The sequence below is a fragment of the Algiphilus sp. genome, assembly GCF_023145115.1.
Taxonomy (GTDB): domain Bacteria; phylum Pseudomonadota; class Gammaproteobacteria; order Nevskiales; family Nevskiaceae; genus Algiphilus.
Map to the genome: position 1 here is coordinate 116,953 of NZ_JAGLEJ010000024.1, position 21,715 is coordinate 138,667.

Here is a 21,715-nt window from a genome sequence, read left to right on the forward strand (position 1 = left end):
CAGTGCCCTCTCATCGCTCGACCGCCGCCCCGTTGTCCTCGTGCTCCGGCATGGGCAGGTGCTCGACACCGCGCCGGGTGCCGCGCCGGATGTCCTCCAGCATCAGGTAGGCCGCCGGGATCAGCACCAGCGCGATGACGGTGACGAAGAGCACGCCGAAGCCCAGCGATACCGCCATGGGAATCAGGAAGCGGGCCTGCAGGGAGGTCTCGAAGATCATCGGCACCAGTCCGAAGAAGGTGGTCAGCGAGGTGAGCAGCACCGCCCGGAAGCGGCGGGCGCTGCCGATCACCACGGACCACGCCGGACTGTGGCCGCGATCGCGCGCGGCATTCACCGCATCGATGAGCACCAGACTGTCGTTGACCACGACGCCGGACAGCGCCACCAGCCCGAACAGGCTGATGAAGGAGATGTCCAGCCCCAGCATGAGATGCCCTGCCACCGAGCCTATGAGACCGAAGGGGATCGCCAGCATGATCAGCAGCGGCTGCACATAGGAGCGAAACGCCACCGCGATCAGCGCGTACATGATGAACAGGGCCATCAGCAGTCCACTGCCGAGCGCCGCGAAGGACTCGGCGCGATCCTCCTGGCCGCCCGAGAGCTCCCAGTCCATGCCCGGATAGTCGCGGGCCATCGCGGGCAGCGCACGGGCCTGCAGATCGGCGCTGATCTGGCTGGCCGAGGCCAGCGCGGGATTCACCGCGGCAGTGACATCGATGACCCGCCGCCCGTCCTCGCGGCCGATGCTGGTGAAGGCGCGCGAGTAGGTCAGCGTCGCGGCCTGGTCCAGCGGCACCTCGCCACCGCTCGGGGTGCGCAGGATGAGATTCTCGAGGGTTTCCAGACGGTCGCGGTCCGCCTCCGGCAGACGCACGTAGATGCGCAGCTCGTCGCGACCACGCTGCTGGCGCTCGGCCTCGGCGCCGAAGAAGCTGCCGCGCAGCTGCGCCGATACCGCAGCAACGTCGAGGCCCAGCGCGCGGCCCAGCGGGGTGAGACGGACCTCGATCTGCGTCTTGCCGCGCGTGAAGCCGTCGTCGATGTTGTAGACGCCATCATAGCTGGCGTACTCGGCCGCGAGGCGTTCGGCCATGCGCTCGAGCGTGTCCTGGTCGCGGTGCGCCAGCTCGATGCCGAGGTCGGCACCGCTGCCGGGCCCCAGTCCGAACGAGAAGTTCAGCCGGTCGACACCGACCGGCTCCCCCACCCGCGCGCGCCAGGCATCCGAGAACTGGCGTGCGCTGAACTCGCGCTGGCCCGATTCGACCAGCTCCACCTGCACGAAGCCCGAATTGGCGCTGCCCTGCGAACTGCCGCCGCCGCCGGGGCCGCCCTCTCCGGCCTGACCGCCGACCTCGGCATAGATGCCGCGCAGCACGCCATCGGCGCCCTCGCCGGCCAGTTCGTTCGCGGTCGCACGCGCTTCGCTGGTGAGCCGCTGCACGAGCTTGCCGGTCTCGCTGATGGCGGCGCCCACCGGCAGGACCACCGTTGCCGTGACCGAGTCCCCCTCGATGTCCGGCATGAAGCGCACCGGCATTCGACCCGACGCGAGCAGTCCGAGCACGACGATCAGCGCGGCGAGACCCAGCGAGAGGGTCAGATAGCGACGTCGCAGCGCACGCGCCAGGAACGGCCGGTAGCGATGGCGGATGAAGCGCTGCAGCCGGACCGAAACCCCTTCCTGAAGGCGCTGCAGCGAGCCCAGCGGCCCGCGCCACGGACGCACCTCGCGTACCGAAGCGAGGTGCGCCGGCAGTATGAACAGGCTCTCGACCAGGGACAGCAGGAGAATCGGAATGACCACCAGCGGGATATCGCTGAAGAACTTCCCCATGGTTCCCGGCATGAAGAGCAGCGGCGCGAACGCCACGATGGTGGTGAGCACCGCGAACACCACCGGGCGCCCCACCTCGCGCGCGCCGCGCACGGCCGCCTCGCGCGGCGCCACGCCCTCGCCGCGATGATGGAAACCGGCCTCGCCGACCACGATGGCGTCGTCGACCACGATACCGAGCACCAGCAGGAAGGCGAACATCGAGAGCATGTTCACCGACACCCCGAACATGGGCATGAACAGGAACACGCCCAGGAAGGTGACCGGAATGCCCAGCGTCACCCAGAAGGCCAGCGCCGGCCGAAGGAAGAGCCCCAGCACGATCAGCACGAGCACCACGCCGATCTGTCCGTTGCTGATCAGCAGCCCGATGCGTCCGGCGTAGAGCTCCGAGCGGTCCTGCCACACCTCGACACCGATGCTGTCGGGCCACTCGGCACGCTTGCGCTCGGCGTAGTCGCGCACCACCGCGGCAATGTCCAGCGGCGACTGCTCGCCCACGCGGAAGATGCGCACCTGCCCGGCCGGCCGCCCGTTGAAGTAGGCCGCACGGTTGGTGTCCTGGAAACCGTCATCGATGCGGGCTATGTCGCCCAGGCGGACCACCGTGCCGTCGGCGGCCGCGATGACGACGAGCTCGCGCAGCGCCTCGGCGGTCTCGCGGCGCTCGTCCACCCGTACCAGCACTTCGCCACCGCGCGTCTCGATGGTGCCGGCACCCAGCTGCTGGGAGTTCTGATCGATGCGCTGCGCGACCTGCGGCAGGGTCAGCCCGTGCCGGCGCAGCTCGGCCTGGGATATCTCGACGCTGATCTCGGGTGGCGGAATCGCGGCGATGTCGACCAGCGTGATCCCGGGCATGTCGAGCAGCTCGCTGCGCGCCTGCTCGGCCAACCGCTTGAGCGTGTGGGTATCGACGTCGCCGTGCAGGATCAGCGCCACCACCTGCTGACGCAGGCTGGCCGGGGCGATGATCGGCTCCTCGGCCTCGGTCGGGAAGGTGGTGATGCGGTCCACCGCGCTCTTGACGTCGTTGAGCGCGGCGTTGATGTTGCTGCCCGCGAACAGCTCGGCGGTGACCACGCCGCGCCCCTCGGCCGCGGTCGAGCGCATCTCCTTGATGTCCTCGATGTCGCGCAGGTTCTCCTCGATGGCCAGCACGACGCCTTCCTCGACCTCGCTGGGCGTCGCACCGGGGAAGGGTACCTCGACAGTGATGGTGTCGAGCTGGATGTTCGGGAACACCTCCTGCTTGACGTTGAGCGCGAAGATCAGGCCGCCCAGCAGCAGCACCAGCATCAGCAGGTTGGCCGCGACGTGGTTCTCGGCCATCCACGCGATCGGTCCGCGCGGTTCAGCCATCGGCACTGTCCTCGCGGCGCAGCCGGAGACCCGCCACCGGACCGCTGAGCGGGCTGGTGACGATGGCTTCGCCGTCGTCCAGACCCTCGCCGATCAGCACGTGGTCGCGCGCCCGCCAGACCACCCCGACCGAACGGATATCGAGCGTTCCGTCGTCAAAGACCCAGACCGTATCGCCCTCGTGCAGATGCTCGCGCGGCAGGCGGATCAGTTCGCGCGAACGCCTGCCGCGCAGCGTGACGTCGACGAAGGCATCGAGCAGCAGCGGCAGGCCGTCGGTTTCCCGCGCACGCGGATCGGGAACCCGGACCAGCACTTGTGCGAGCCGGCCCTGCTCCGTGACACCGCCGAACAAGCGCGTGACTTCGCCGGCGCGCTCGACCGTCCGCCCGGTGCCGACGCTCTGGCGGATGATGGCCTCCGAACCGTGCTCCGCGTTGAACCCGGGGACATCGATCTCGGACAGGTGCGCTATGGGCAGCGTGGCCCGCACCCAGTAGCGATCGACCGCAACCAGCTCGGCGAGCTGGCTCTGCGCGGTCACCTGCGCACCGACGTCGACCGATTTCGATACCACCACCGCATCGAAGGGCGCGGTGAGCCTGGTGCGATCGAGGTCGGCGCGCGCGCGCCGGAGCGCCGCCTCGGCACGGCGCACCGCCGCCCTCGCCGCCGCCAGCTGTGGCTCGCGCAGCGCCAGTGCCTCGTTCACCGGCACATCCAGCTCGTCCGCGAAGCTCTCGAACTCCTCGGCGGCAACATCGCCGCGCCCGCGCTCCAGCGCCAGATCGGCCTGCGCCTGGGCAAGCTGGCCCTCGGCCTCGGCGACCGCCGCCTCGTAATCGGTGCGCTCGATCTGCACCAGCACGTCGCCCCTGCGCACCAGCGCCCCCGGCTCGAGCTCCGGGCTGATCGCGGTGACCCGGCCGGCGACCTGTGGCTGCAGGACGACCGACTCCGCCGGCACCACCGTGCCGGTCGCCTGGACGTCGATGCGGTGCTCCGCCCGCGAAACCGTCGCGGTCTGCACCAGACGCGCGGGCACCTCGCCGGTATCGTGGCGCGCCGGCGGCTCGCTGCTCATCACCATCAATGCGACCACTACCACTGCCGCGAACAGCACCAGCAGCGGCAGCAGGGCCTTCCAGGAACGGTTTCTCACGACGCTTCCTCTTTCTCCGATCGCAGCCGCTCGGGTGCCGGCGGCGTGCCGGCGACGTTGGCCGCCAGTCCCCGGCACAGGTTGACCCGCTGCACGAAACGCGCGTTGCGCGCCGACAATGCCTCGAGCTCGGCGCTGTTGACCGCCTGCTGCGCGGACAGGACCTCCAGATATGCGCGCTGCCCCTGCGCATAGCTGCGCCGCGCCTGGGTCAGACGCTCGCGGGCATGGCCGAGCCGAGTCTCCAGGCCCGCGATGCGCTCGCCGGCGGCACGCTCGCTGTCGAGCGCGGCCTGCACCTCGCGCAGCGCTTCCAGCCACGCCTGCTCGAGCGCGTAGAGGCGCTCGACCGCGAGTGCCTCGGCTTCGTCCTGCCGCGCCGCCAGCGTACCGCCCTGGAAGAGGCTCCAGTCCAGCGCCGCGGCGATCTGGCGGATGGTTCGATCGAACAGGTCGCCGAAGGCCTCGGCCTGCGTGAACAGGCTTGCCGACAGCGTCAGGCGCGGCCAGCGCTCGGCAGCCGCGGCGGCGGCCCGCGCATCGGCCGCCTGCAGGCGCAGCCAGGCGGCGCGCAGATCGGGCCGGTTGTCGAGGAGTGCGCTGGGCAGGCCGGCCGCCGGCAACGGCCCGGGTTCGGGAAGCGCATCCGGTGGCGCCGGCAGCCGATCGTCGTCGGGCGCACGCCCCAGCAGGAGATTCAGTCGCAGGCGAGCCACATCGAGCCCCCCGCGCGCATCGGCGAGCTGGGCCGAGACGCCGGCTGCCTGCTCCCGGGCCTGCGACAGTGCCAGCGCGTCCGACTGCCCGTTGGCGAAGCGCAGCGCCTGCAGCCGTTCGAGCGACCGGGCGTCGCCGTACTGTGCTTCCAGCGTTGCCACGCGGCGCGCGGCGGTCACCCACTCGGCCCAGGCGGTGGCGATGTCGGCGGCAAGCGAGATGGTGGCCGTGCGCAGATCGGCCTCGGCCGCGCGGGCAGACAGCCGTGCCGCTTCGCGCCGGCTGTCCAGGCGTCCCCAGAAATCGAGCTCGTAGCTGGCGGCCGCGGTCGCCTGCCAGTCGCTTCCACCGGTTGCGCCCCCGGTCGGCGGGGTCCCGCCCGCCACGCTGCCGCCCCCGTTGCCCGACGCGTCACTGCGCTGGGCCGACAGCGACAGACTCGGCAGCAGGCTGCCCGACTCCGCGCGCGACGCGGCGCGCGCCTGACTCAGGCGCGCCCAGCTCTGCGCCAGTGTCGGGCTCTCGTCGAACGCCGATGCGATCAGCGACTGCAGCGGCGTACCGCCCAGCGCCGTGCACTGGCTCGGCGCGGCGTCGCCACTGCCCGCGAAGCGCGAGGTCTCGCCCAGCGTGTCGTCGACCGCGAGCTGAACCGGCACGATGCAGCCCGCGGTGCATCCGGCGACGAGCAGGGCCGAAAGCCGCGACACGCTGCGCAGCGCTCGCCCCGACACGCGGCGCGTCCCGGAAGCGGCCCTGCCGGTCGAGCGATGTTGCGATCTGCTGATGGCCCTGCCTCGTGCTGGATTGTCGGGATCCGCGCGGAATATCGCGTCCGCCGGAGCCTTCCCGCGGACGGGACCGGCCGGACAGCGCACTGACCGCGGAATGCAGCCAACGGTTCACGCGCCGTCGGACCGTCGCCGGCGCGCAGTGTCGCACAGCCCCCGCGCGCGTCGCCGCGCCCGGGTAGACTCTCGGCGCATCCATGCGCGGAGGGACGCCATGCTGAACGCGCTTGCGCTCGAACACGGGAGACTCGTGCCGCTCGACGAGGAGCGCCTGCACGTCGCACTCGACGAAGCCATCTGGGTCGATCTGCTGGACCCCGACAACGACGAGCGCGAACGCGTCAGCCATCTCTATCGCCAGACCCTGCCGGAAACGGAGGACGTCGACGAGATCGAGGCCAGTGCCCGCTTCTACGAGGACGCCGGCGGCCTGCACATCCACTCCCTCTTCCTGCAGGACGTCGATGGCCGGCCGCGCAACACCTCGGTGGCATTCACCGTCACCAGCGACCGGCTGTTCACGCTGCGCGAGCGCGAGGTCCCCGCGTTCCGGCTGCTGCGCATGCGGTCGCGCCGGCACGCGGGGCTCGCCGACGACGCCATGTCGATCCTGCTCAACCTCATCCAGATCAAGATCGACGATCTCGCCGACACGCTGGAGGAGGTCTACACCGGCCTGGAGAAGATCAGCGCGCTGGTGCTCGAGGAGAACGACGCCGACATGGAGGACGCACTCGACGACCTAGCCGTGCACGAGGACATCAGCGGGAAGGTGCGCCTCTGCCTGATGGACACTCAGCGCGCGCTCACCTTCCTACAGCGGCGTGGCCGCCTCAGGCCCGAGCACAGCCAGCTGGTGCGCGAGCTGGCGCAGGACATCGAATCGCTGCTGCCGCACAACAGCTTCGTCTTCGACAAGATCAACTTCCTGATGGATGCGGCGCAGGGCTTCATCAACATCGAGCAGAACCAGATCATCAAGACCTTCTCGATCGCCGCCGTGGTCTTCCTGCCCCCGACCCTCATCGCCAGCATCTACGGCATGAACTTCGCGCACATGCCGGAGCTGAGCTGGACCTTCGGCTATCCGCTGGCGGTCGTGGGCATGATCCTGTCCGGCATCGCCCCCTACGCCTTCTTCCGCTACAAGGGGTGGCTGTAGCGCGGCACCAGCGCGCAGCGACCCCGGAGCCGTTCAGGCCCAGGCGACCGCGACCAGCCGATCGCCGCGGAACGGCGTACGACCGTGCGCCACGCTGGCGTTGTCGATGGCCAGCACGTCGCCTACCCGCCAGGGTGTGATGACGGTATTGCGCCAGATGGTGTCGCAGACGTGACGGATGTGTGCGTTGGGGATCTCGCCGCCGTCGGCGTAGGTCACGTGATAGCTCTGCCGGTCGGCCGGGACGAGGCGGTGCTTGGCGGACGCGATCACCCGGAGCAGGCAGGCCGCGCCGAACAGCCGCAGGCTCTGCAGCCGGCGCGCCTGCCGCATGAGCTCGCGCGGCGTGGCGGCAAGGTGCATGACCTGGCTGTGGTTGTACCAGGCGGTCTCACCGGTCTCGGGATGGTTGCGGGTGGCCGGATGGGTGCTGTACAGGGTCAGGCGGTCGCGCCTGCCCCACACCAGCTCGTCACCGGCCTCGGCGGCAATGCGCTCGACCTCGGCCTTGTCGGTGGTGCCGTAGACCTCGTGCCAGCGCTTGAACTGGAAGACATCGAGATTGGGGCCACCCCCGGGCCCCTTGTAGGCCCGGATGTGCCGTACGCCGCGCTGATCGAAGGCATCCCGCACCACGGGATCCAGATCGCGATAGACCTGCCGCAGATCGGTCAGCGGTGTGGCGCCGCCGATGGGAGCGGCGCGCGCACACCAGAAGAACAGGCTGTGCGGAGCCCGGTCGTAGTAGAAGCTCATTTCCGCATGCTGCGGAATCGGATAGTGCGGCGGCAGCTCGGTCGACGTGAAGACGTAGTCGGACAGCTTGCGCCGGGGGCTCTGTCCGAGGTAGTCGCACTGCAGATCGGGCGCGATGACCCGGGCCGCATCCTCGAAGGACTGCGCTTCGAGCACACCGAAGCCGCGGAACAGGATGGCGCCGTGCGTGCGGCGGGCAGCCATGATCGAATCCCGCCGCTCCCGGAGCCATGCCGCCAGATTGGTGCCGGGAGCGGGCGCCCGGATCACCAGCGGTATGCCGCCCTCCTGCGTGACGCCTTCCAGCTCCGGAAGCGATGCGCCGACGGGCAGGTCGCGGCTGCGGGGGGCGGTGGTGCTCACGTTTGCTCCTCCATTGCGCCCGGTCGTCCGCCGGGCTTTTCCAAGGGCGCCATGTTAGCTCAGGGTGCGTCGAAAGCCGTGCCGGCCGAAAGCACGAGCCAACGCACGTCCAAGCCGGCTGGCAGCGTTTCCCCGTCGGGCGGCTGCACCTGCAGGGCGCCGGCCCCGTCCAGCCAGCCCAGCAGCAGCAACCCGCGCGACAGGAGGTGCGTGCGCAGGGTCGCGACATCACCCGCGCGCGCTTCCGGCTCCGTGGCCGAGTCCGGCTCGACCAGCATGAGATCGGCACCGTCCCTCTGCAGAAGGGCCTCGAAGACCGCCAGCAGCTCGCGACGCAGCGCCCCCTGACCGAGCATGTGACTGATCACGAGCGGCGGTACCAGCACATCGTCGCGATGCGATCCGAGCATGCTGGCATTGCCGGCATCGGCGAGCTCCAGCAGCACCCGAGGCCGCTTCTGCGCCGTGGCCAGCGTGCGACTGAGCACCAGGTGGCCGACCACGGTGCGCGCATCGGCTTCCTGTTCGCTCTCGATCAGGTCGGAGGTCGCGATGTAGATGCTGTCGTAGTGCTCGGGCCGGCATGCGGCGAGCTCGCTGTCGACCACGAAATCGGCCTCGATCTGCCGGCATTGCACATGCGTGACATCCGCCAGTGCCGGGGCACAGAGCGCAGTGCGCTCCTGCGCCGGATGCAGCGACACGAAGGTGATCTCGACCGGCATATCGGGCCGTCCCGCGAGTTCCTCGAGCAGGGCGACGTGACGGCGGTTCCAGCCCAGCACCAGAAGGCGGTGCGGCGGGCTCGGCGGCGGCACCCAGGTGGCGGCGATCGCCACCGGAGCGGAAACTCGGTTGCCGCTGCGAGGCTCGGTGGCATCGTGGGTCGCGGCGATCAGCACGACCCGGTCCTGACGCTGCAGCCGCGTCGCCGCCGGCGGGTTGAGGCGTGCCGAGAAGCCGTCGCCGTCCGGACGCACCAGGCCGCAGACCAGCGCATCGGGAAAATGGGCCTGCAGCTCGCCGAAGCGACCGCCGGCGAAGTCCGAGGCATCGCGCACGTGAAAGCGATGGCTGCCCTGCCGGGAGAGCAGCGCCTCGAAGACACGCGCCACACCCGGGTAGCGGAGCTGCTGGACGAGGATGCGGTTCAGCACCTGATCCACCGCCACCAGCGCGAGCGGGCCGGGATAGGCCGCCCGCGCCACCGGCACCTGCCGGCGATCCTGGAGCTCGGCCACGACCAGCGGTGCCGGCCGGCCACGACGGGGGCGCGCCTCGTCGCGCAGCGCGATCAGCGTCTTGATGGTGGCGACATCCTCGCTCTGCAGCTCGGAGCGCGCGAACACGCCGCCGGCGAGAATGATGGCACCGGCATCCGCGACATTGACGCGGTGCAGGTCCTCGGTCTGGAGCGCGCTGCCGCTGCGCAGGATGATGTCGCGCGCATGCCGGCCGGAGGCGCCGTACCGGCGGAAGCGCTGCGCGACCTCGGCATCGACGCGCTCCGAGAGCACGGCGATGTTGAGTCGGCGCGTCCGGCCGATGCGCAGGAACTGCCGCAGGCGCTCGCCCGCGCCGAGAATCTCGGCGACCACCGGCAAGGTCCGGCTGCCGAGTCCGAGGATGGCGACGTGCCCGCGGACGGTGATCGGTGTCAGCCCCTGTTCCAGCGCGCGCATGGTGCGCGTCAGCCACTGGGTGAGAATGGCGATGAGCGTGCCCATGAAGAGCACGTAGCCGCTGATCGTCAGCATGGTCGACACCGTCCGCCGCCAGGTGCCCTCGTCGTCGCCGAGATAGCCCGGATCGGTCAGCCGCAGGAAGGCCCACCACACCGCCTCCGACGAGCTCTCCTCGCCGGTGGGCAGGATGAGCAGCCCCCCGAGCAGCGACACCAGCCCGATGGTGCCCGCGACCACCAGCAGCTGGTAGCCGGCGCCCTTGATGAACTGGCGCTCGAGGAAGTATCGGAGCCGGTCGGCCGCTCGCAATCGGTACATGGCGCGATTCTGCACGGATTCCGGCACCGTCCACCAGCCGGAGCGGCCGGCGCCGCCGTCGCCGGGCATCGCGCTATGCTGCCGCTGGCAAGGTACCCGTCCCCCGGAATGCCGTGCGCGCGCCCCCACCACGGATGAGCCACATGGTCCGCCACCGCCGCATCCTCACACTCTGCGCCGCGCTGAGCGTCGCTTCCGCTGCCGCCGCGAACGACCCGCAGCCGGCCGCGCACGGCTACGCGCTGCTGCACGACACGCTCGGCAAGCTGGAACGCTTGCCGGCGGTGCTCTACGTCAAGCTCGAATCGGATGCGCTCGACGAGCTCGCCACCCGGCTCGGCGAGCATGCCGCCGATGCACGTGCAGACATTGCGTCGTATGCCGAGTCGCATCCCGCCATCGCGCTCGACGCCACCGGCCTGCCGGACGCGGATGTCGCCCGGCGCACCCGCACGCGCAACGCGCTGCTCGCGGAGCTGGCGCTCAGCGGCGGCACCGAGTTCGAGCGGCTCTACCTGCTCGCCCTGATGAACATCGCCAATCAATCGCGCCACACCGCGGCGGCCGTGGCCGACATGGCGCCGGATGACGCAGGCGCGGAGCTGGCCGGAACCATCGCCGAACGCTTCGATGCCGACTACCGCGCCGTGCGCGAACTGCTGGCACGCGAGCACTTCCGCACCGAAGACAGCGAATGAGCGTCGACGGTACGGACGCCGCTCCGGGTCGCCGGGCGCTGGTCCTGCTCAACGCCGGGAGTCGCCGCGGCGACACCGCCGCCGATGCGGTGATCACGGCCCTGGGAGAAGCCGGTCTCGAGACGGTGCGCATCGACCTCCGCGAACCGGGCGATATCGCCGATGCACTGGGGCGTCACCGCGACACCGTCGACCGCGTCGTGGTGTGCGGCGGCGACGGCACCATGAACGCCGCCCTTCCGGCCGTGCTCGACGGCAGCCTGCCCATGGGCGTGATTCCGCTGGGCACCGCCAACGACTTCGCGCGCTCGATCGGCATTCCGATGGACATCACCGCGGCCTGCCGGGTGGCGGCAGCCGACCGCGTTCGCCGGATCGATGTCGGCACGATCAACGACCGCTACTTCCTCAACGTCGCGCACATCGGCCTCGCGGTCGAGGTGGCGCGCCGCTCGGATGCGCGCAGCAAGCAGCGGCTGGGTTCGCTCGCCTATCCGGCGGCGGCATGGAGCGCCTTCCGCACGCGGCGCACCTTCGTCGCGCACATCCGGGGCGAGGACGGCGCCTGGCGGCGCCTGCGCGCCATCCAGGTATCGGTCGGCAACGGGCGCTTCTACGGGGGCGGCATTCCGGTCGCCGAGGATGCCGCCATCGACGACGCGCGACTGGACCTCTATGCCCTGCCGGCCGGCAAGTGGCACGCGCTGGTCGCCATGATTCCGGCGCTGCGGCGCGGCCGCATGCGCAGCCATCGCGAGATCCTCACGCTGTCCGGCGCCGCCTTCGAGATCCGCACGCACCGCCCGAAGACGGTCTCGGTGGACGGTGAGGAAGCGTTCCGTACACCGGTCCGCCTCGGTGTCCTGCCGGCGGCGCTTCCCGTTCTCGCACCGGCGGCGTGAGCGTCCCGCCGCGGCGTCAGTACCGCAGCAGCAGGCTGCCCCAGGTCATGCCGCCACCCACGCCCTGCAGCAGCAGCGTCTGACCGGTCCGGACGCGTCCGTCGCGCACCGCCGTGTCCAGGGCCAGCGGCACCGACGCCGCCGACGTATTGCCGTGATGCGCGACCGTGGTCACCACGCGCTCGAAGGGCAGCCCGATGCGGTCGGCGAGTGCCCGGATAATGCGCAGATTGGCCTGGTGCGGAATGAACCAGTCGATGGCATCGGCCGCCAGACCGGCCTCGGTCAGCACGCGTTCGGCCGACTCGCCCAGCGCACGGACCGCCAGCCGGAACACCGCCTGGCCGTCCATCTCGATGAAGGGATTGCCGCGCACCACGCCCTCGGCGATGCCGCCGGTCACGCGCAGGATGTGCCCCTGGCTGCCGTCGGCACCGAGATGGCTGGCGAGCAGGCCGGGCTCGTCGTCGCGCGAGATCACCACCGCGCCGGCGCCGTCGCCGAACAGCACGCAGGTACGGCGATCGTTCCAGTCGAGCAGCCGCGAGAACACCTCCGCGCCCACCACCAGCGCACAGCGGTGCGCGCCGGTCGCAACCATGCGCTCGGCCACCGAGAGCGCATAGATGAAGCCGGTACAGACCGCCTGCACGTCGAAGGCCGCAGCCTCGCCGGCGCCGAGCTTGTGCTGCACGATGCAGGCAGTGGACGGAAAGACCATGTCGGGCGTGGTGGTGGCGACGATGATGAGATCGACCTCGCCGGCTTCGCGCCCGGCAGCTTCCAGCGCCGCGCGCGCAGCGTGCAGCGCGAGATCGCTGGTGAGCTCGTCGTCGGCAGCGACGTGACGCGCCTCGATGCCGGTGCGCGAGACGATCCATTCGTCGGAGGTATCGATGCGCCCCTCGAGCTCGGTGTTGGTCACCACCCGCTCGGGCAGATACGAGCCGGTGCCCCGGATGCGCGCATAGCTCATGGCGCGTCGTTCCGGAACTGCGCGAAGTCGTCCAGCGGCGCGCGCGGACTGTAGACCGTATTGACCTCGTCCGCCTCGTCGGCATAACCCAGCGCAAGGCCGCAATAGACCATGCGCGAAGCCGGCACCTCGCAGAAATCGGCGATCTCGCGGTGCCACACCGCCCAGGCCTCCTGCGGGCAGGTGTGCAGGCCGCGCTCGCGCGCGGCCAGCATCAGGCTCTGCATGAACATGCCCAGATGCGCCCACTGGTTGGCATTCATGAAGCGCTCGATGGTGAAGAACATCGCCACCGGTGCGCCGAAGAACTCGAAGTTGCGCGCGAACTGCTGCAGGCGCCCTGCCTTGTCCTCGCGCGCGATGCCGAGCGTGGCGTAGAGCTGCTCGCCGATGTCGCGCCGCCGGCTGCGGAAGGGATCGGGCAGATCCTCGGGATAGACCGGATACTCGGGCGGATCACCGAAGGGCCGCTTCTCGCGCGCAGCGCGAATGCGCTCGCGGAAGGCCTCGGTGGCGGCCCCGTTGAGCACGCAGACCGACCACGGCTGCAGATTGCCGCCGGACGGCGCGCGCGCGGCCAGCTCGAGCAGTTCGCGCACGGTGGCATCGTCCACCGGATCGGGTCGAAAGGCGCGGATGCTGCGGCGGGTGCGCAGCGCCTCGGTGACGGTTGTCGCCGGTTCGTTGTCGGGTCGGTTCATGCCGCTATGGTAATCACCCGGCGGCGAACGAGCAGTCGGCGCGGCGGCCGCGCTCCGGGCGGACGGTCAGGCCGTGTGGAGCAGCACCCAGCCCGCGGCGCAGGCAACGGCGAGGACGCCGCCCGCAACACCGGCGACGCGGAGCAGCCGGCGCCGCGTCCGCGCGCGCCGGCGCTCGGCGTAGAGCGCCTCGAGCTCGTCGCGCGACATGACATCCATGTCCCAGTGCGTGGTGTGCGCCTCCTTGACGTCGTCGAGGTGGACCTGCGGCGGCCTGTGCGACCGCGGTCCGTCGCCCGGCCCTTCCTCGTCGCCGGGAGCCGGCTCGCGCTGATCGTCGTGCCCGTTGCTCATGCCCGCATGCTAGCAGCGCAGCCCGGGCCGGCGACGCGGCAACTTGCACGGGCGATCGCGCTGCTGCAGGCTCGCCGCTTCCCTGCCCGGACCCGCCGCATGCCCCGCCGCATCACCGTCAGACGCTCGCCGATCCACGGCATGGGTGTATTCGCCCACCGCGACATCCCCGCGGGTACCGAGATCATCCGCTATCAGGGGCGCCTGCTGACCCACGCGGAGGCCGACGAGCGCTACGGCGGCAATGTCGACGAGGGGCACACCTATCTGTTCACGCTCAACGAGCACTACGTGATCGACGGCAACGATCAGGGGAACTCGGCGCGCTGGATCAACCACAGCTGCGATCCGAACTGCCACGCCGTCACTATCGAGGACGCGCACGAGCGGCCGGAGCGGGATCGCATCGTCATCGAGGCGCTGCGGGACATCAGCGCCGGCGAGGAGCTCAGCTTCGACTACGGCATCCGGCTCGACGTCCCGCACACCCGTGCGCGCAAGCGCATATGGGCCTGCCTGTGCGGCAGCCCGAACTGCACCGGCACCCTTCTCAAACCGAAGTCGGGCAGGAAGTGACAACGCCCGCATCACCGGCATAGGCTTTCCGGAGGTCATTCCGGAGTCGCGCCGTGCATCGCATCTGGACGCATGTTCGCACCGCGGTGGCGCTGACCGGCCTCGCCGTCGCGGCACAGGGCTGGACGCAGCAGCCACGTCCCGACCCCTCGCTGTCGGTCGAGGATGTCGTGCGCGCGCAGCTCTCGGGCTTCGCCGCCGGGAACGAAGCCGGCATCGCACGCGCTTTCGCCTTCGCATCGCCGGGCAACCGCGCGCAGACCGGTCCGCTGCCGCGCTTCGCGGCCATGATCCGCGAAGGCTATCCCGAGCTGCTCGGACACCAGTCCGCCGAGCTCGGCCCGCAGCGCACCGACGAGCGGCACACCTATCAGGCAGTGGACGTGATCGGTCCGGACGGGCGGGAGCATCTCTACATCTTCATCCTGGGTCGCTACGACACCGCCGACTGCTCCGCCTGCTGGATGACCGACGGCGTCACGCGGCGACCCGCCAATCCCGACGCCCGCGCGCTGTAGCACCGGCCCGGCCCGCGACACCGCTCGGCCGGGTGCCCGGCAGCGGATGATCATCGTGCGCGAGGCGCAGTACGCTATGGCGATGCGCCCGATCCTGCTGCTCATGCTCGCCCTTCTGATCGGCGGCTGCGCCCATGCGCCGGCCCCGCCCGAACCGCCCTCGCCGGCGGAAGCAGAGCTGCGCCAGCGCATCCTCGAGGAGACCCTCGCGCAGATCGGCCGCCCCTACGTCTACGGCGGCGGCGACTACGACGGTTTCGACTGCAGCGGCCTGGTCCGTCACGTCTACGCCGACGCCGGGATCGGCCTGCCGCGCACCGCCGCACAGCAGCGCCGCGAAGGCCGCGCGGTGTCTCCCGAGGCAGCGCTGCCCGGCGACCTGCTGTTCTACCGCATCGACGGCGGCAACCACGTCGTCATCTACGTCGGCGACGGCCGCGGCGTGCACGCCCCGAAACCGGGACGCACCGTGACGGTCGCCGAGATCGATCAGCCCTGGTGGCGCGAGCGCCTGCACACGGCGCGCAGCCTCATCGACTAGTCGTCGAGGATCGCCCGCGCCGCCTCGGATTCGTAGAACGGTGCCAGCTGGCGCCGGATGGCCGGTTCCAGCAGCTTCTTGCGCTTGAGCAGCTTGATGACCGGCTGCGCGAAGCGTCTGATCTCGCGCTCGATGATGGCCTCGGTCACGCCGATGTCCGCGAGCAGGGCATCGAGCGTGTGCTTGCCGTAGTGGTCGAAGTAGGCGTCGACACCGTCGGCGACCACCCGCGCGAACCACTCGGTACCGCGCAGATGCTGCAGCCCGTCGTGGACGATGCGGCCCAGTCCTCGGCATCGTTGCCGTCGACGGCCGCGAGCACCTCGCTGATCGGCGCCTGCGACACATGCGACCAGACCGCATCCGCCGCGCGCCGGATCTCGGCGTCCTCGATGCCGAGCAGATGCTCGGCACCGATCTCGGCGCTGGCGTCGACGCTCTTGTCGACGTAGTCGTGCAGCTTGCGGTCGAGGCTGTCCTCGATCCCCGGCCGCGCCCGACTGATGACCGACCGGCCCAGCGCGAAGGCGCGCTTGGCGCCCGGCACCGACTGGGTCAGCGGATTGTTGGTGGCCCAGCCGCGGATGCCGTTATAGAGGAGGTCGGCGACGAAGCCGCGATAGGCCCTGCTTTCCAGCAGCGAGCGCACCGCCGCCTCGCGCAGCTTGTGCATGGCGACGGCCTTGTCGCGTCCGGCCTCGTAGACGGTCTCCTCGATCAGGTCGCCGATGGTGGCATCGTCGTGGGCACCGGATTCGAGCACCGCACGCGCAACCTGCTCGATCATCAGCCGGAAGTCGGGGGCGGTGACCAGCTCGTCGGCCACCTCGGCCACGGCCGCCTTGACCTGCTTGCGCGGTACTGCATCCTCCAGCTTCAGCCGCGAAGCATCGGCGACGGTGGCGCTGACGGTGTCCGACAGCCAGTCCGCGAATCCCTCGCCGGTCAGCGTCTCGGCAATGTGCGCCACGTGCGCGTCGAGCAGCCGCTCGGCCCGGTTCTTTCCACTCATGCCCTCTCCCCTCTCGTTCGTGACCGCGAGCATAAGCGCCCCCGACCCGCGCGCACAAAAAATCTGGGAAGATGCCGTCGGGTACTTGCGGGGAGACCACAGCATGCGAAAGATCGCCCGACTGGCCGCGTGTGCACTGGGGGTGTGCACGGCGCCGGCACCGGCCTACGAGAACTTCATCGAGATCGGCCCGAGCTTCGCCACCGCGGACATCGAGACCGCCGGCATCGACGACACCGCTTCCGGCTTCGGTCTGGACGCGCGCGGCCGGGTCTTCGTCGAGGGTGGCGCGTTCCTGCAGGGCGACGTCTCCCTCGCCTTCACCGACGGCACCTATCGCGCGACCGACTACGACTTCGACCGCCACGTCGCGCGCCTGGGTGTGGGCGCGGCCGGCGGTGTCGGCGAGGGAACCATCATGTCCGCGATCTGGGCCGAGATCGCCTGGGCCGATACCAGCCTCGACCCTGAAGGCGCCAGCGCCACTGGCGACGACGAGCTCGGCGGCGGCGTGCACCTGCGCTTCGACCGGCGGGACGACGACGCGCGCTTCCTGCCCTACGCACAGATCGGCTATCTCGCCTTCGAGGACTTCGACGGGCTCGAGGCCAAGCTCGGCGTCCGCCTCAACCTCGTGCGCTACAGCCCGTACGTGGAGGCGCGCTATGCGGACCTGGGCGCGAGCGAGGCCGGCGGCAATGTCGAGTTCCGCCCGCTGCGTCTGCACGCGGGTGTCCGCCTGCGCTTCTGAGCGGCGCGCGACGCGCACAAAAAACCCCGGCGGGGGCCGGGGTCAGCTGCGTCGGGACTGCGGTCCGACGCGCGATGTTCGCCGCGCCTTCAGAGGCCGCGAATCTGGGATGCCTGAAGACCCTTCGGCCCCTCGCGCACTTCGAACTCGACGCGCTGGCCTTCCTTGAGCGAGCGGAACCCCGAGCCTTGAATTTCCTTGTAGTGAGCAAAGAGATCCTGGCCACCCCCTTCCGGAGTGATGAAACCGTAGCCCTTCGCGTCGTTGAACCACTTCACCGTGCCGGTGGACACATTCGACATACAACCATCCTCGATCACATGAGCAATGAACGGCAGGACGCGCCTGCTTCCGCGCCACTCGGCAAGCGCATGGCGCCCGGAACGACGGTCGGCGGATGCACCGCTCGACGAAACGGAACACGGCACTTGACAGAAGCGACATTCCCACATTAGCGCCGCCCGGGACGCTTGTCGACTATGCCGCAGGCGCCGTTTCGCGATGATGACGGTATGCTGAGCGGCCCCTGAACGACGCGAGCAAGCTGCCATGCAGTGGATGATCTATGGCGCCAACGGCTATACCGGCGAGCTCATCGCCCGACAGGCCGTTTCCGAAGGCCTGCAGCCGGTGCTCGCCGGCCGCAACGCTGCTCGCGTGCAGGCCCTGGCCGACGAGCTGGGCCTGGAAGCACGCGCCTTCGGCCTGGACGATGCCGGCGCGCTCGCCGACGGTCTGCGGGGCATGGCACTGGTCCTGCACTGCGCGGGCCCCTTCTCGGCCACCAGCGCCCCGATGATCGAGGGCTGCCTGGCCGGCGGCTCCCACTACCTGGACATCAGCGGCGAGATCACCGTGTTCGAGCACGCCCACGCACAGTCCGCGCGGGCGGCCGAGGCCGGCATCGTCATCTGCCCCGGTGTCGGCTTCGACGTGATCCCGACCGACTGCGTGGCGCTGACGCTGAAGCAGGCGATGCCCGACGCCACCCATCTCGCACTGGGCTTCGATTCGCGCTCGGGCTTTTCACCGGGGACGGCCAAGACGTCGGTGGAGGGCCTGGCACAGGGTGGCCGGATCCGCCGCAACGGCGAGATCACGCCGGTACCGCTCGCCTGGCGCACGCGGCAGATCGACTTCGGCGACGGCGAGAAGCTCGCCATGACCATTCCCTGGGGCGATGTCGCCACTGCCTTCCACACCACCGGCATCCCGAACATCGAGGTCTACATCCCGGGCTCGCCCCGGCTCATCAGCAATGCGCGGCGCGCCAATCATCTGCGCTGGCTGCTGCGACTGGGCCCGGTGCAGGCGCTGCTCAAGCGCCGGATCGGGCGGACCGTCCGCGGACCCGATGCCGCCGCGCGCGAGCGCATGCCCACCTTCGTCTGGGGCGAGGTGCGCAATGCCGCCGGGCAGATCGTCGAAGCCCGCGTCCGGACCGCCAACGGCTACAGCCTGACCGTCACCGGCTCGCTTGCCACCGTGCGTCATCTCGCGCAGGAGCGTCCGGACGGCGGCACGTATACCCCGGCGACGCTGATGGGCGCCGACCTGGTCGAGCGCCTGCCCGGATCGGGCTCGATCGCGGTCGGCACGGCATGAGCCGGGTCTGGCCGGACGACCTCGGCAGCCGCAATCCCGCTCCGCCGTCGCGGCGCCTGCTGCTCGGCGAGCTCAGCGCGCTGGTGGAGTGGCCGCGCGGTCTGCTGCGGATGCCGACGCGGGGACTTCCGCGGGGCGACGGACATCCGGTGATGGTGATACCGGGCTTCGGCGCCGACGATCACGCCACCTGGCCGCTGCGCCGCGCGCTCGCGCGCCTGGGCTACGACGTTCACGGCTGGGAGCAGGGGCGCAATCTCGGCATGCGGCGCGCCATCGGCCGGGCGCTGGACGACCGCATCCGTGAGCTCGCGGAGACCGGCGGCCCGGTCAGCCTCATCGGCTGGAGCCTGGGCGGCGTGTTCGCGCGCGAGCTCGCACGCGGCCGCCCCGACGCGGTGCGCCGCGTCATCACGCTGGGCAGCCCCATCGGCCACCACCCGCATGCCAACAACATGGAACGCCTGTTCCGCCTCGCCAACCCCCGGCACACCGGCGAGATCGACTGGGACGGCTTCACGCGTCGCGAAGTCGCGCCGCCGGTTCCGTGCGTCGCGATCTACTCGCCGCGCGACGGCATCGTGGCGGCGCGCTGCTGCCAGGAACGCCCCGGCCCGAACACCGAGAACGTCGCCGTCGACGGCAGTCACATGGCGCTGGTCGCGAATCGCCGGGTACTGCGCGCGATCGCCGAACGCTTGCCGCGCTAGCCGGCCGGCGCGGTGGCGGTACGCTGCAGCCGCACCGCGCAGAACGCATCGCATCCGTGCCGATCGGGCGTGAGCCGCAGCCACGGATCGTCCGCATCGTCGGCGATGTCCCCCACCACCGACCGTGCCGGCACGATGGTGAAGTCGGGCGCGTCCCGCAGGAAGGCGCTCACGACGTCGTCGTTCTCCTGCGGCAGGAAGCTGCAGGTGGCGTAGACGAGCCGCCCGCCGGGCCGCACCGCGCCTGCGGCCGCGCGCAGGATCGCGAGCTGGGTTGCCGCAGTCGCGCGCAGATCGACGCTGCGCAGCGCCTGATCCGGATGACGCCGCCAGGTGCCGCTGCCCGAGCAGGGGGCATCGACCAGCACACCGTCGAAGTGCGCCTCGCTGTCGTGATCGCCGAGCAAAAGCGCGCGGATGCTGGTCACGCCCAGGCGCTGCGCGCGCGGCGCGATGCGCGACAGGCGCCTGCCGTCGACGTCGAGCGCGACGATCTCGCCGCGGTCCCCCTGGCGCCCGGCCATGGCGAGCGCCTTGCCTCCGGCGCCGGCGCACCAGTCGGCGATGCGCTCGCCGGCCACCGGCGCCAGCAGCTCGCACACCAGCTGACTGCCCGCGTCCTGCGGCTCTATCAACCCATCGCGCCAGGCGCGCGTGTGCTGCAGCGGCCGCCGGGCGTGCAGGCGCAGCGCGTCATCGCACCAGGCGATCGGCTCGGCCTCGATGCCGTCGGCCGCGAGCGCGCGCCGCGCGCTGTCACGATCGGCGCGCAACCGGTTCACGCGCAGATCGACGTCCGCCTGCATGGCGAGCGTGGCAGCCAGCGCGTCGCAGCGGGCATCGTCGAAGCGCGCCTCGGCGGCGTCGTTGAGCCAGGCCGGCCAGTTGCGGCGCGCTCCGGCACTGAGCGCCCGCACGGCCGGCGCGCCGGGCAGGCCGAGGCGGTCGAGATCGCCGTCGCCGGCGCCGTGCCGATCGGCCAGCTCGGCGGCCAGCCAGGCGTCGACATCGTCGCCGGCGCGCTCGCGCAGTGCGCAGCTGCGCCGCAGCACACCGAAGACCAGCGCGCTCAGCCAGCGCCGGTCGCGCGCGCCCATCTTGCGCTGGCCGCGTATCTGCCGGGCCAGCGCCCGGTCGGCGGCGGCGCCGTCCTCGATCACCTCGGTCAAGGTGGCGCGCGCCATTGCCACCTGAGCCGGACGCAGGGTCGCCAGCGGCGCGCTCACGCGGCGCGATCCAGCGCGATGGCGAAGCCCTCGGCGACGACGCGGCGCTGGGACGCGGCATCCGGCAGGCGACAGACGCGCGCCCACAGCGCATCGGCACCCGGCGTCTCGGCGCAGTACCAGCGGATGTGCTTGCGCGCGATGCGCACGCCGGCCGATTCGCCGTAGAGGCCGTACAGCGCGTCCAGATGCTCGAGCAGCCAGGTGCCGACCTGGGTCGGTGACGGCGGCGGCGGAAGTGCCTCGCCGCGGAGCACGGCGGCGATCTCGCGGAAGATCCAGGGCCGCCCCTGGGCGGCTCGACCGACCATGAGGCCGTCGACACCGGTGTGGGCCAGCACGGCGCGGGCGCGCTCGGGGGTGTCGATGTCGCCGTTCGCGATGACCGGAATGCCGACCGTCTGCTTGACCGCGGCGATGGTGTCGTATTCGGCCCGCCCACCGTAGGCCTCGACCCGCGTGCGGCCGTGGATGCTGAGCATGGCGATGCCGGCATCCTCGGCGATGCGCGCGATGCGCGCGGCGTTGCGGCGTCCGGGCGCGACACCGGTGCGGATCTTGAGCGTCACCGGGCAGTCCACGGCGCGCACCACGGCACGCAGGATCGCGGCCACCAGGCGCTCGTCGGCGAGCAGCGCGCTGCCGGCGTCGCGCCGGCACACCTTCTTGGCCGGACAGCCCATGTTGATATCGATGATGCCGGCACCGTGCGCGCGGTTGTACTGCGCCGCACGCGCCAGTATGGCGGGTTCGGCGCCGGCGATCTGCACGGCCACCGGTGCGGGCTCGCCGGTGTGGTCGTGGCGCGCGCGCGACTTCGGGGTCTCGCGCAGGCGCGGATCGGCGTGCGTCATCTCCGAGAAGCACAGTCCCGCGCCGAGACGCCGGCACAGCATGCGGAAGCAGCGATCGGTCACCCCCGCCATCGGTGCCAGCAGCAGCGGCGTCTCGATGACATGCGGCCCGATGCGCAACGGCGGCGGCAT

General features: G+C 70.8%; 22 protein-coding genes. 9 read left to right on the forward strand and 13 right to left on the reverse strand.

Features of this window, described 5'->3' with window-relative positions:
- Positions 1 to 10: 10 nt before the first annotated feature.
- Genes KAH28_RS08625 through KAH28_RS08635 form a run of 3 tightly spaced genes read right to left on the reverse strand, consistent with a single transcriptional unit; the run spans position 11 to position 5,818 of the window.
- A complete protein-coding gene (locus KAH28_RS08625) occupies positions 11 to 3,205 on the reverse strand; it encodes an efflux RND transporter permease subunit (RefSeq protein WP_290575683.1) in 3,195 nt (1,064 codons plus the stop codon).
- Complete coding sequence (locus KAH28_RS08630) at positions 3,198 to 4,367, reverse strand: efflux RND transporter periplasmic adaptor subunit (protein WP_290575684.1); 1,170 nt, start codon at positions 4,365 to 4,367, stop codon at positions 3,198 to 3,200. The genes KAH28_RS08625 and KAH28_RS08630 overlap by 8 nt, the downstream gene beginning before the upstream one ends.
- Complete coding sequence (locus KAH28_RS08635; protein WP_290575686.1) at positions 4,364 to 5,818, reverse strand: TolC family protein; 1,455 nt, start codon at positions 5,816 to 5,818, stop codon at positions 4,364 to 4,366. Before KAH28_RS08635 ends, KAH28_RS08630 begins: the two co-directional genes overlap by 4 nt.
- 271 nt (positions 5,819 to 6,089) lie before the next feature.
- On the opposite strand from KAH28_RS08635, the gene corA reads away from it, so the two are divergent.
- A complete protein-coding gene (corA, locus tag KAH28_RS08640; protein ID WP_290575688.1) occupies positions 6,090 to 7,037 on the forward strand; it encodes a magnesium/cobalt transporter CorA in 948 nt (315 codons plus the stop codon).
- 33 nt (positions 7,038 to 7,070) lie between these two features.
- Here the strand turns inward: corA and KAH28_RS08645 are convergent, their stop codons facing one another.
- On the reverse strand, positions 7,071 to 8,156 hold the full coding sequence (locus KAH28_RS08645) for a TauD/TfdA family dioxygenase (RefSeq protein ID WP_290575690.1): 1,086 nt from the start codon (positions 8,154 to 8,156) through the stop codon (positions 7,071 to 7,073).
- Between the two features lie 59 nt (positions 8,157 to 8,215).
- Complete coding sequence (locus KAH28_RS08650; RefSeq protein ID WP_290575692.1) at positions 8,216 to 10,228, reverse strand: hypothetical protein; 2,013 nt, start codon at positions 10,226 to 10,228, stop codon at positions 8,216 to 8,218.
- A gap of 74 nt (positions 10,229 to 10,302) precedes the next feature.
- Here KAH28_RS08650 and KAH28_RS08655 point away from each other — a divergent pair, with 74 nt between their 5' ends.
- Together KAH28_RS08655 and KAH28_RS08660 are read left to right on the forward strand one after the other, a co-directional pair.
- The gene (locus KAH28_RS08655) at positions 10,303 to 10,857 is read left to right on the forward strand and encodes a hypothetical protein (protein WP_290575693.1); all 555 of its coding nucleotides are present in this window, start codon (positions 10,303 to 10,305) and stop codon (positions 10,855 to 10,857) included.
- The gene (locus KAH28_RS08660) at positions 10,854 to 11,759 is read left to right on the forward strand and encodes a lipid kinase (RefSeq protein ID WP_290575695.1); all 906 of its coding nucleotides are present in this window, start codon (positions 10,854 to 10,856) and stop codon (positions 11,757 to 11,759) included. Before KAH28_RS08655 ends, KAH28_RS08660 begins: the two co-directional genes overlap by 4 nt.
- Before the next feature lie 16 nt (positions 11,760 to 11,775).
- Here the strand turns inward: KAH28_RS08660 and KAH28_RS08665 are convergent, their stop codons facing one another.
- The 3 genes from KAH28_RS08665 to KAH28_RS08675 form a co-directional block, all read right to left on the reverse strand.
- On the reverse strand, positions 11,776 to 12,735 hold the full coding sequence (locus KAH28_RS08665; RefSeq protein WP_290575697.1) for a beta-ketoacyl-ACP synthase III: 960 nt from the start codon (positions 12,733 to 12,735) through the stop codon (positions 11,776 to 11,778).
- Entirely contained in the window at positions 12,732 to 13,436 is a 705-nt protein-coding gene (locus KAH28_RS08670) for a nitroreductase (protein ID WP_290575699.1), read from the reverse strand. Before KAH28_RS08670 ends, KAH28_RS08665 begins: the two co-directional genes overlap by 4 nt.
- A gap of 66 nt (positions 13,437 to 13,502) precedes the next feature.
- Complete coding sequence (locus KAH28_RS08675; RefSeq protein WP_290575701.1) at positions 13,503 to 13,790, reverse strand: hypothetical protein; 288 nt, start codon at positions 13,788 to 13,790, stop codon at positions 13,503 to 13,505.
- 99 nt (positions 13,791 to 13,889) lie between these two features.
- Here KAH28_RS08675 and KAH28_RS08680 point away from each other — a divergent pair, with 99 nt between their 5' ends.
- The 3 genes from KAH28_RS08680 to KAH28_RS08690 are packed head-to-tail and all read left to right on the forward strand — an operon-like array spanning position 13,890 to position 15,425.
- Positions 13,890 to 14,366, forward strand: a complete 477-nt coding sequence (locus tag KAH28_RS08680) for an SET domain-containing protein-lysine N-methyltransferase (protein ID WP_290575703.1) — start codon at positions 13,890 to 13,892, stop codon at positions 14,364 to 14,366.
- Between the two features lie 53 nt (positions 14,367 to 14,419).
- Positions 14,420 to 14,884: a DUF4864 domain-containing protein gene (locus KAH28_RS08685; RefSeq protein ID WP_290575705.1), complete on the forward strand. Its 465-nt coding sequence runs from the start codon at positions 14,420 to 14,422 to the stop codon at positions 14,882 to 14,884.
- A gap of 55 nt (positions 14,885 to 14,939) precedes the next feature.
- Positions 14,940 to 15,425 carry a C40 family peptidase gene (locus tag KAH28_RS08690; protein ID WP_290575707.1) on the forward strand — a complete coding sequence of 162 codons (486 nt, stop codon included), beginning with the start codon at positions 14,940 to 14,942 and terminating at the stop codon, positions 15,423 to 15,425.
- Here the strand turns inward: KAH28_RS08690 and KAH28_RS08695 are convergent.
- Both KAH28_RS08695 and KAH28_RS08700 read right to left on the reverse strand, forming a co-directional pair.
- Positions 15,422 to 15,574, reverse strand: coding sequence for a hypothetical protein (locus tag KAH28_RS08695; RefSeq protein WP_290575709.1), 153 nt, complete (start codon positions 15,572 to 15,574; stop codon positions 15,422 to 15,424). The two genes, KAH28_RS08690 and KAH28_RS08695, sit on opposite strands and share 4 nt — an antisense overlap.
- Entirely contained in the window at positions 15,571 to 16,437 is an 867-nt protein-coding gene (locus tag KAH28_RS08700) for a hypothetical protein (RefSeq protein ID WP_290575711.1), read from the reverse strand. Before KAH28_RS08700 ends, KAH28_RS08695 begins: the two co-directional genes overlap by 4 nt.
- Before the next feature lie 103 nt (positions 16,438 to 16,540).
- On the opposite strand from KAH28_RS08700, the gene KAH28_RS08705 reads away from it, so the two are divergent.
- Positions 16,541 to 17,188: a hypothetical protein gene (locus KAH28_RS08705; RefSeq protein WP_290575713.1), complete on the forward strand. Its 648-nt coding sequence runs from the start codon at positions 16,541 to 16,543 to the stop codon at positions 17,186 to 17,188.
- Positions 17,189 to 17,277: 89 nt separating this feature from the next.
- On the opposite strand, the gene KAH28_RS08710 is transcribed toward KAH28_RS08705, so the two are convergent.
- Positions 17,278 to 17,490 carry a cold-shock protein gene (locus tag KAH28_RS08710; RefSeq protein WP_290575715.1) on the reverse strand — a complete coding sequence of 71 codons (213 nt, stop codon included), beginning with the start codon at positions 17,488 to 17,490 and terminating at the stop codon, positions 17,278 to 17,280.
- Between the two features lie 247 nt (positions 17,491 to 17,737).
- Here KAH28_RS08710 and KAH28_RS08715 point away from each other — a divergent pair, with 247 nt between their 5' ends.
- The gene (locus tag KAH28_RS08715) at positions 17,738 to 18,793 is read left to right on the forward strand and encodes a saccharopine dehydrogenase NADP-binding domain-containing protein (protein WP_290575717.1); all 1,056 of its coding nucleotides are present in this window, start codon (positions 17,738 to 17,740) and stop codon (positions 18,791 to 18,793) included.
- On the forward strand, positions 18,790 to 19,503 hold the full coding sequence (locus tag KAH28_RS08720) for an alpha/beta fold hydrolase (RefSeq protein WP_290575718.1): 714 nt from the start codon (positions 18,790 to 18,792) through the stop codon (positions 19,501 to 19,503). Before KAH28_RS08715 ends, KAH28_RS08720 begins: the two co-directional genes overlap by 4 nt.
- On the opposite strand, the gene KAH28_RS08725 is transcribed toward KAH28_RS08720, so the two are convergent.
- The gene (locus tag KAH28_RS08725; protein WP_290575720.1) at positions 19,500 to 20,729 is read right to left on the reverse strand and encodes an RsmB/NOP family class I SAM-dependent RNA methyltransferase; all 1,230 of its coding nucleotides are present in this window, start codon (positions 20,727 to 20,729) and stop codon (positions 19,500 to 19,502) included. The two genes, KAH28_RS08720 and KAH28_RS08725, sit on opposite strands and share 4 nt — an antisense overlap.
- Positions 20,726 to 21,715: a tRNA dihydrouridine synthase DusB gene (gene dusB, locus KAH28_RS08730; RefSeq protein WP_366918159.1), complete on the reverse strand. Its 990-nt coding sequence runs from the start codon at positions 21,713 to 21,715 to the stop codon at positions 20,726 to 20,728. Before dusB ends, KAH28_RS08725 begins: the two co-directional genes overlap by 4 nt.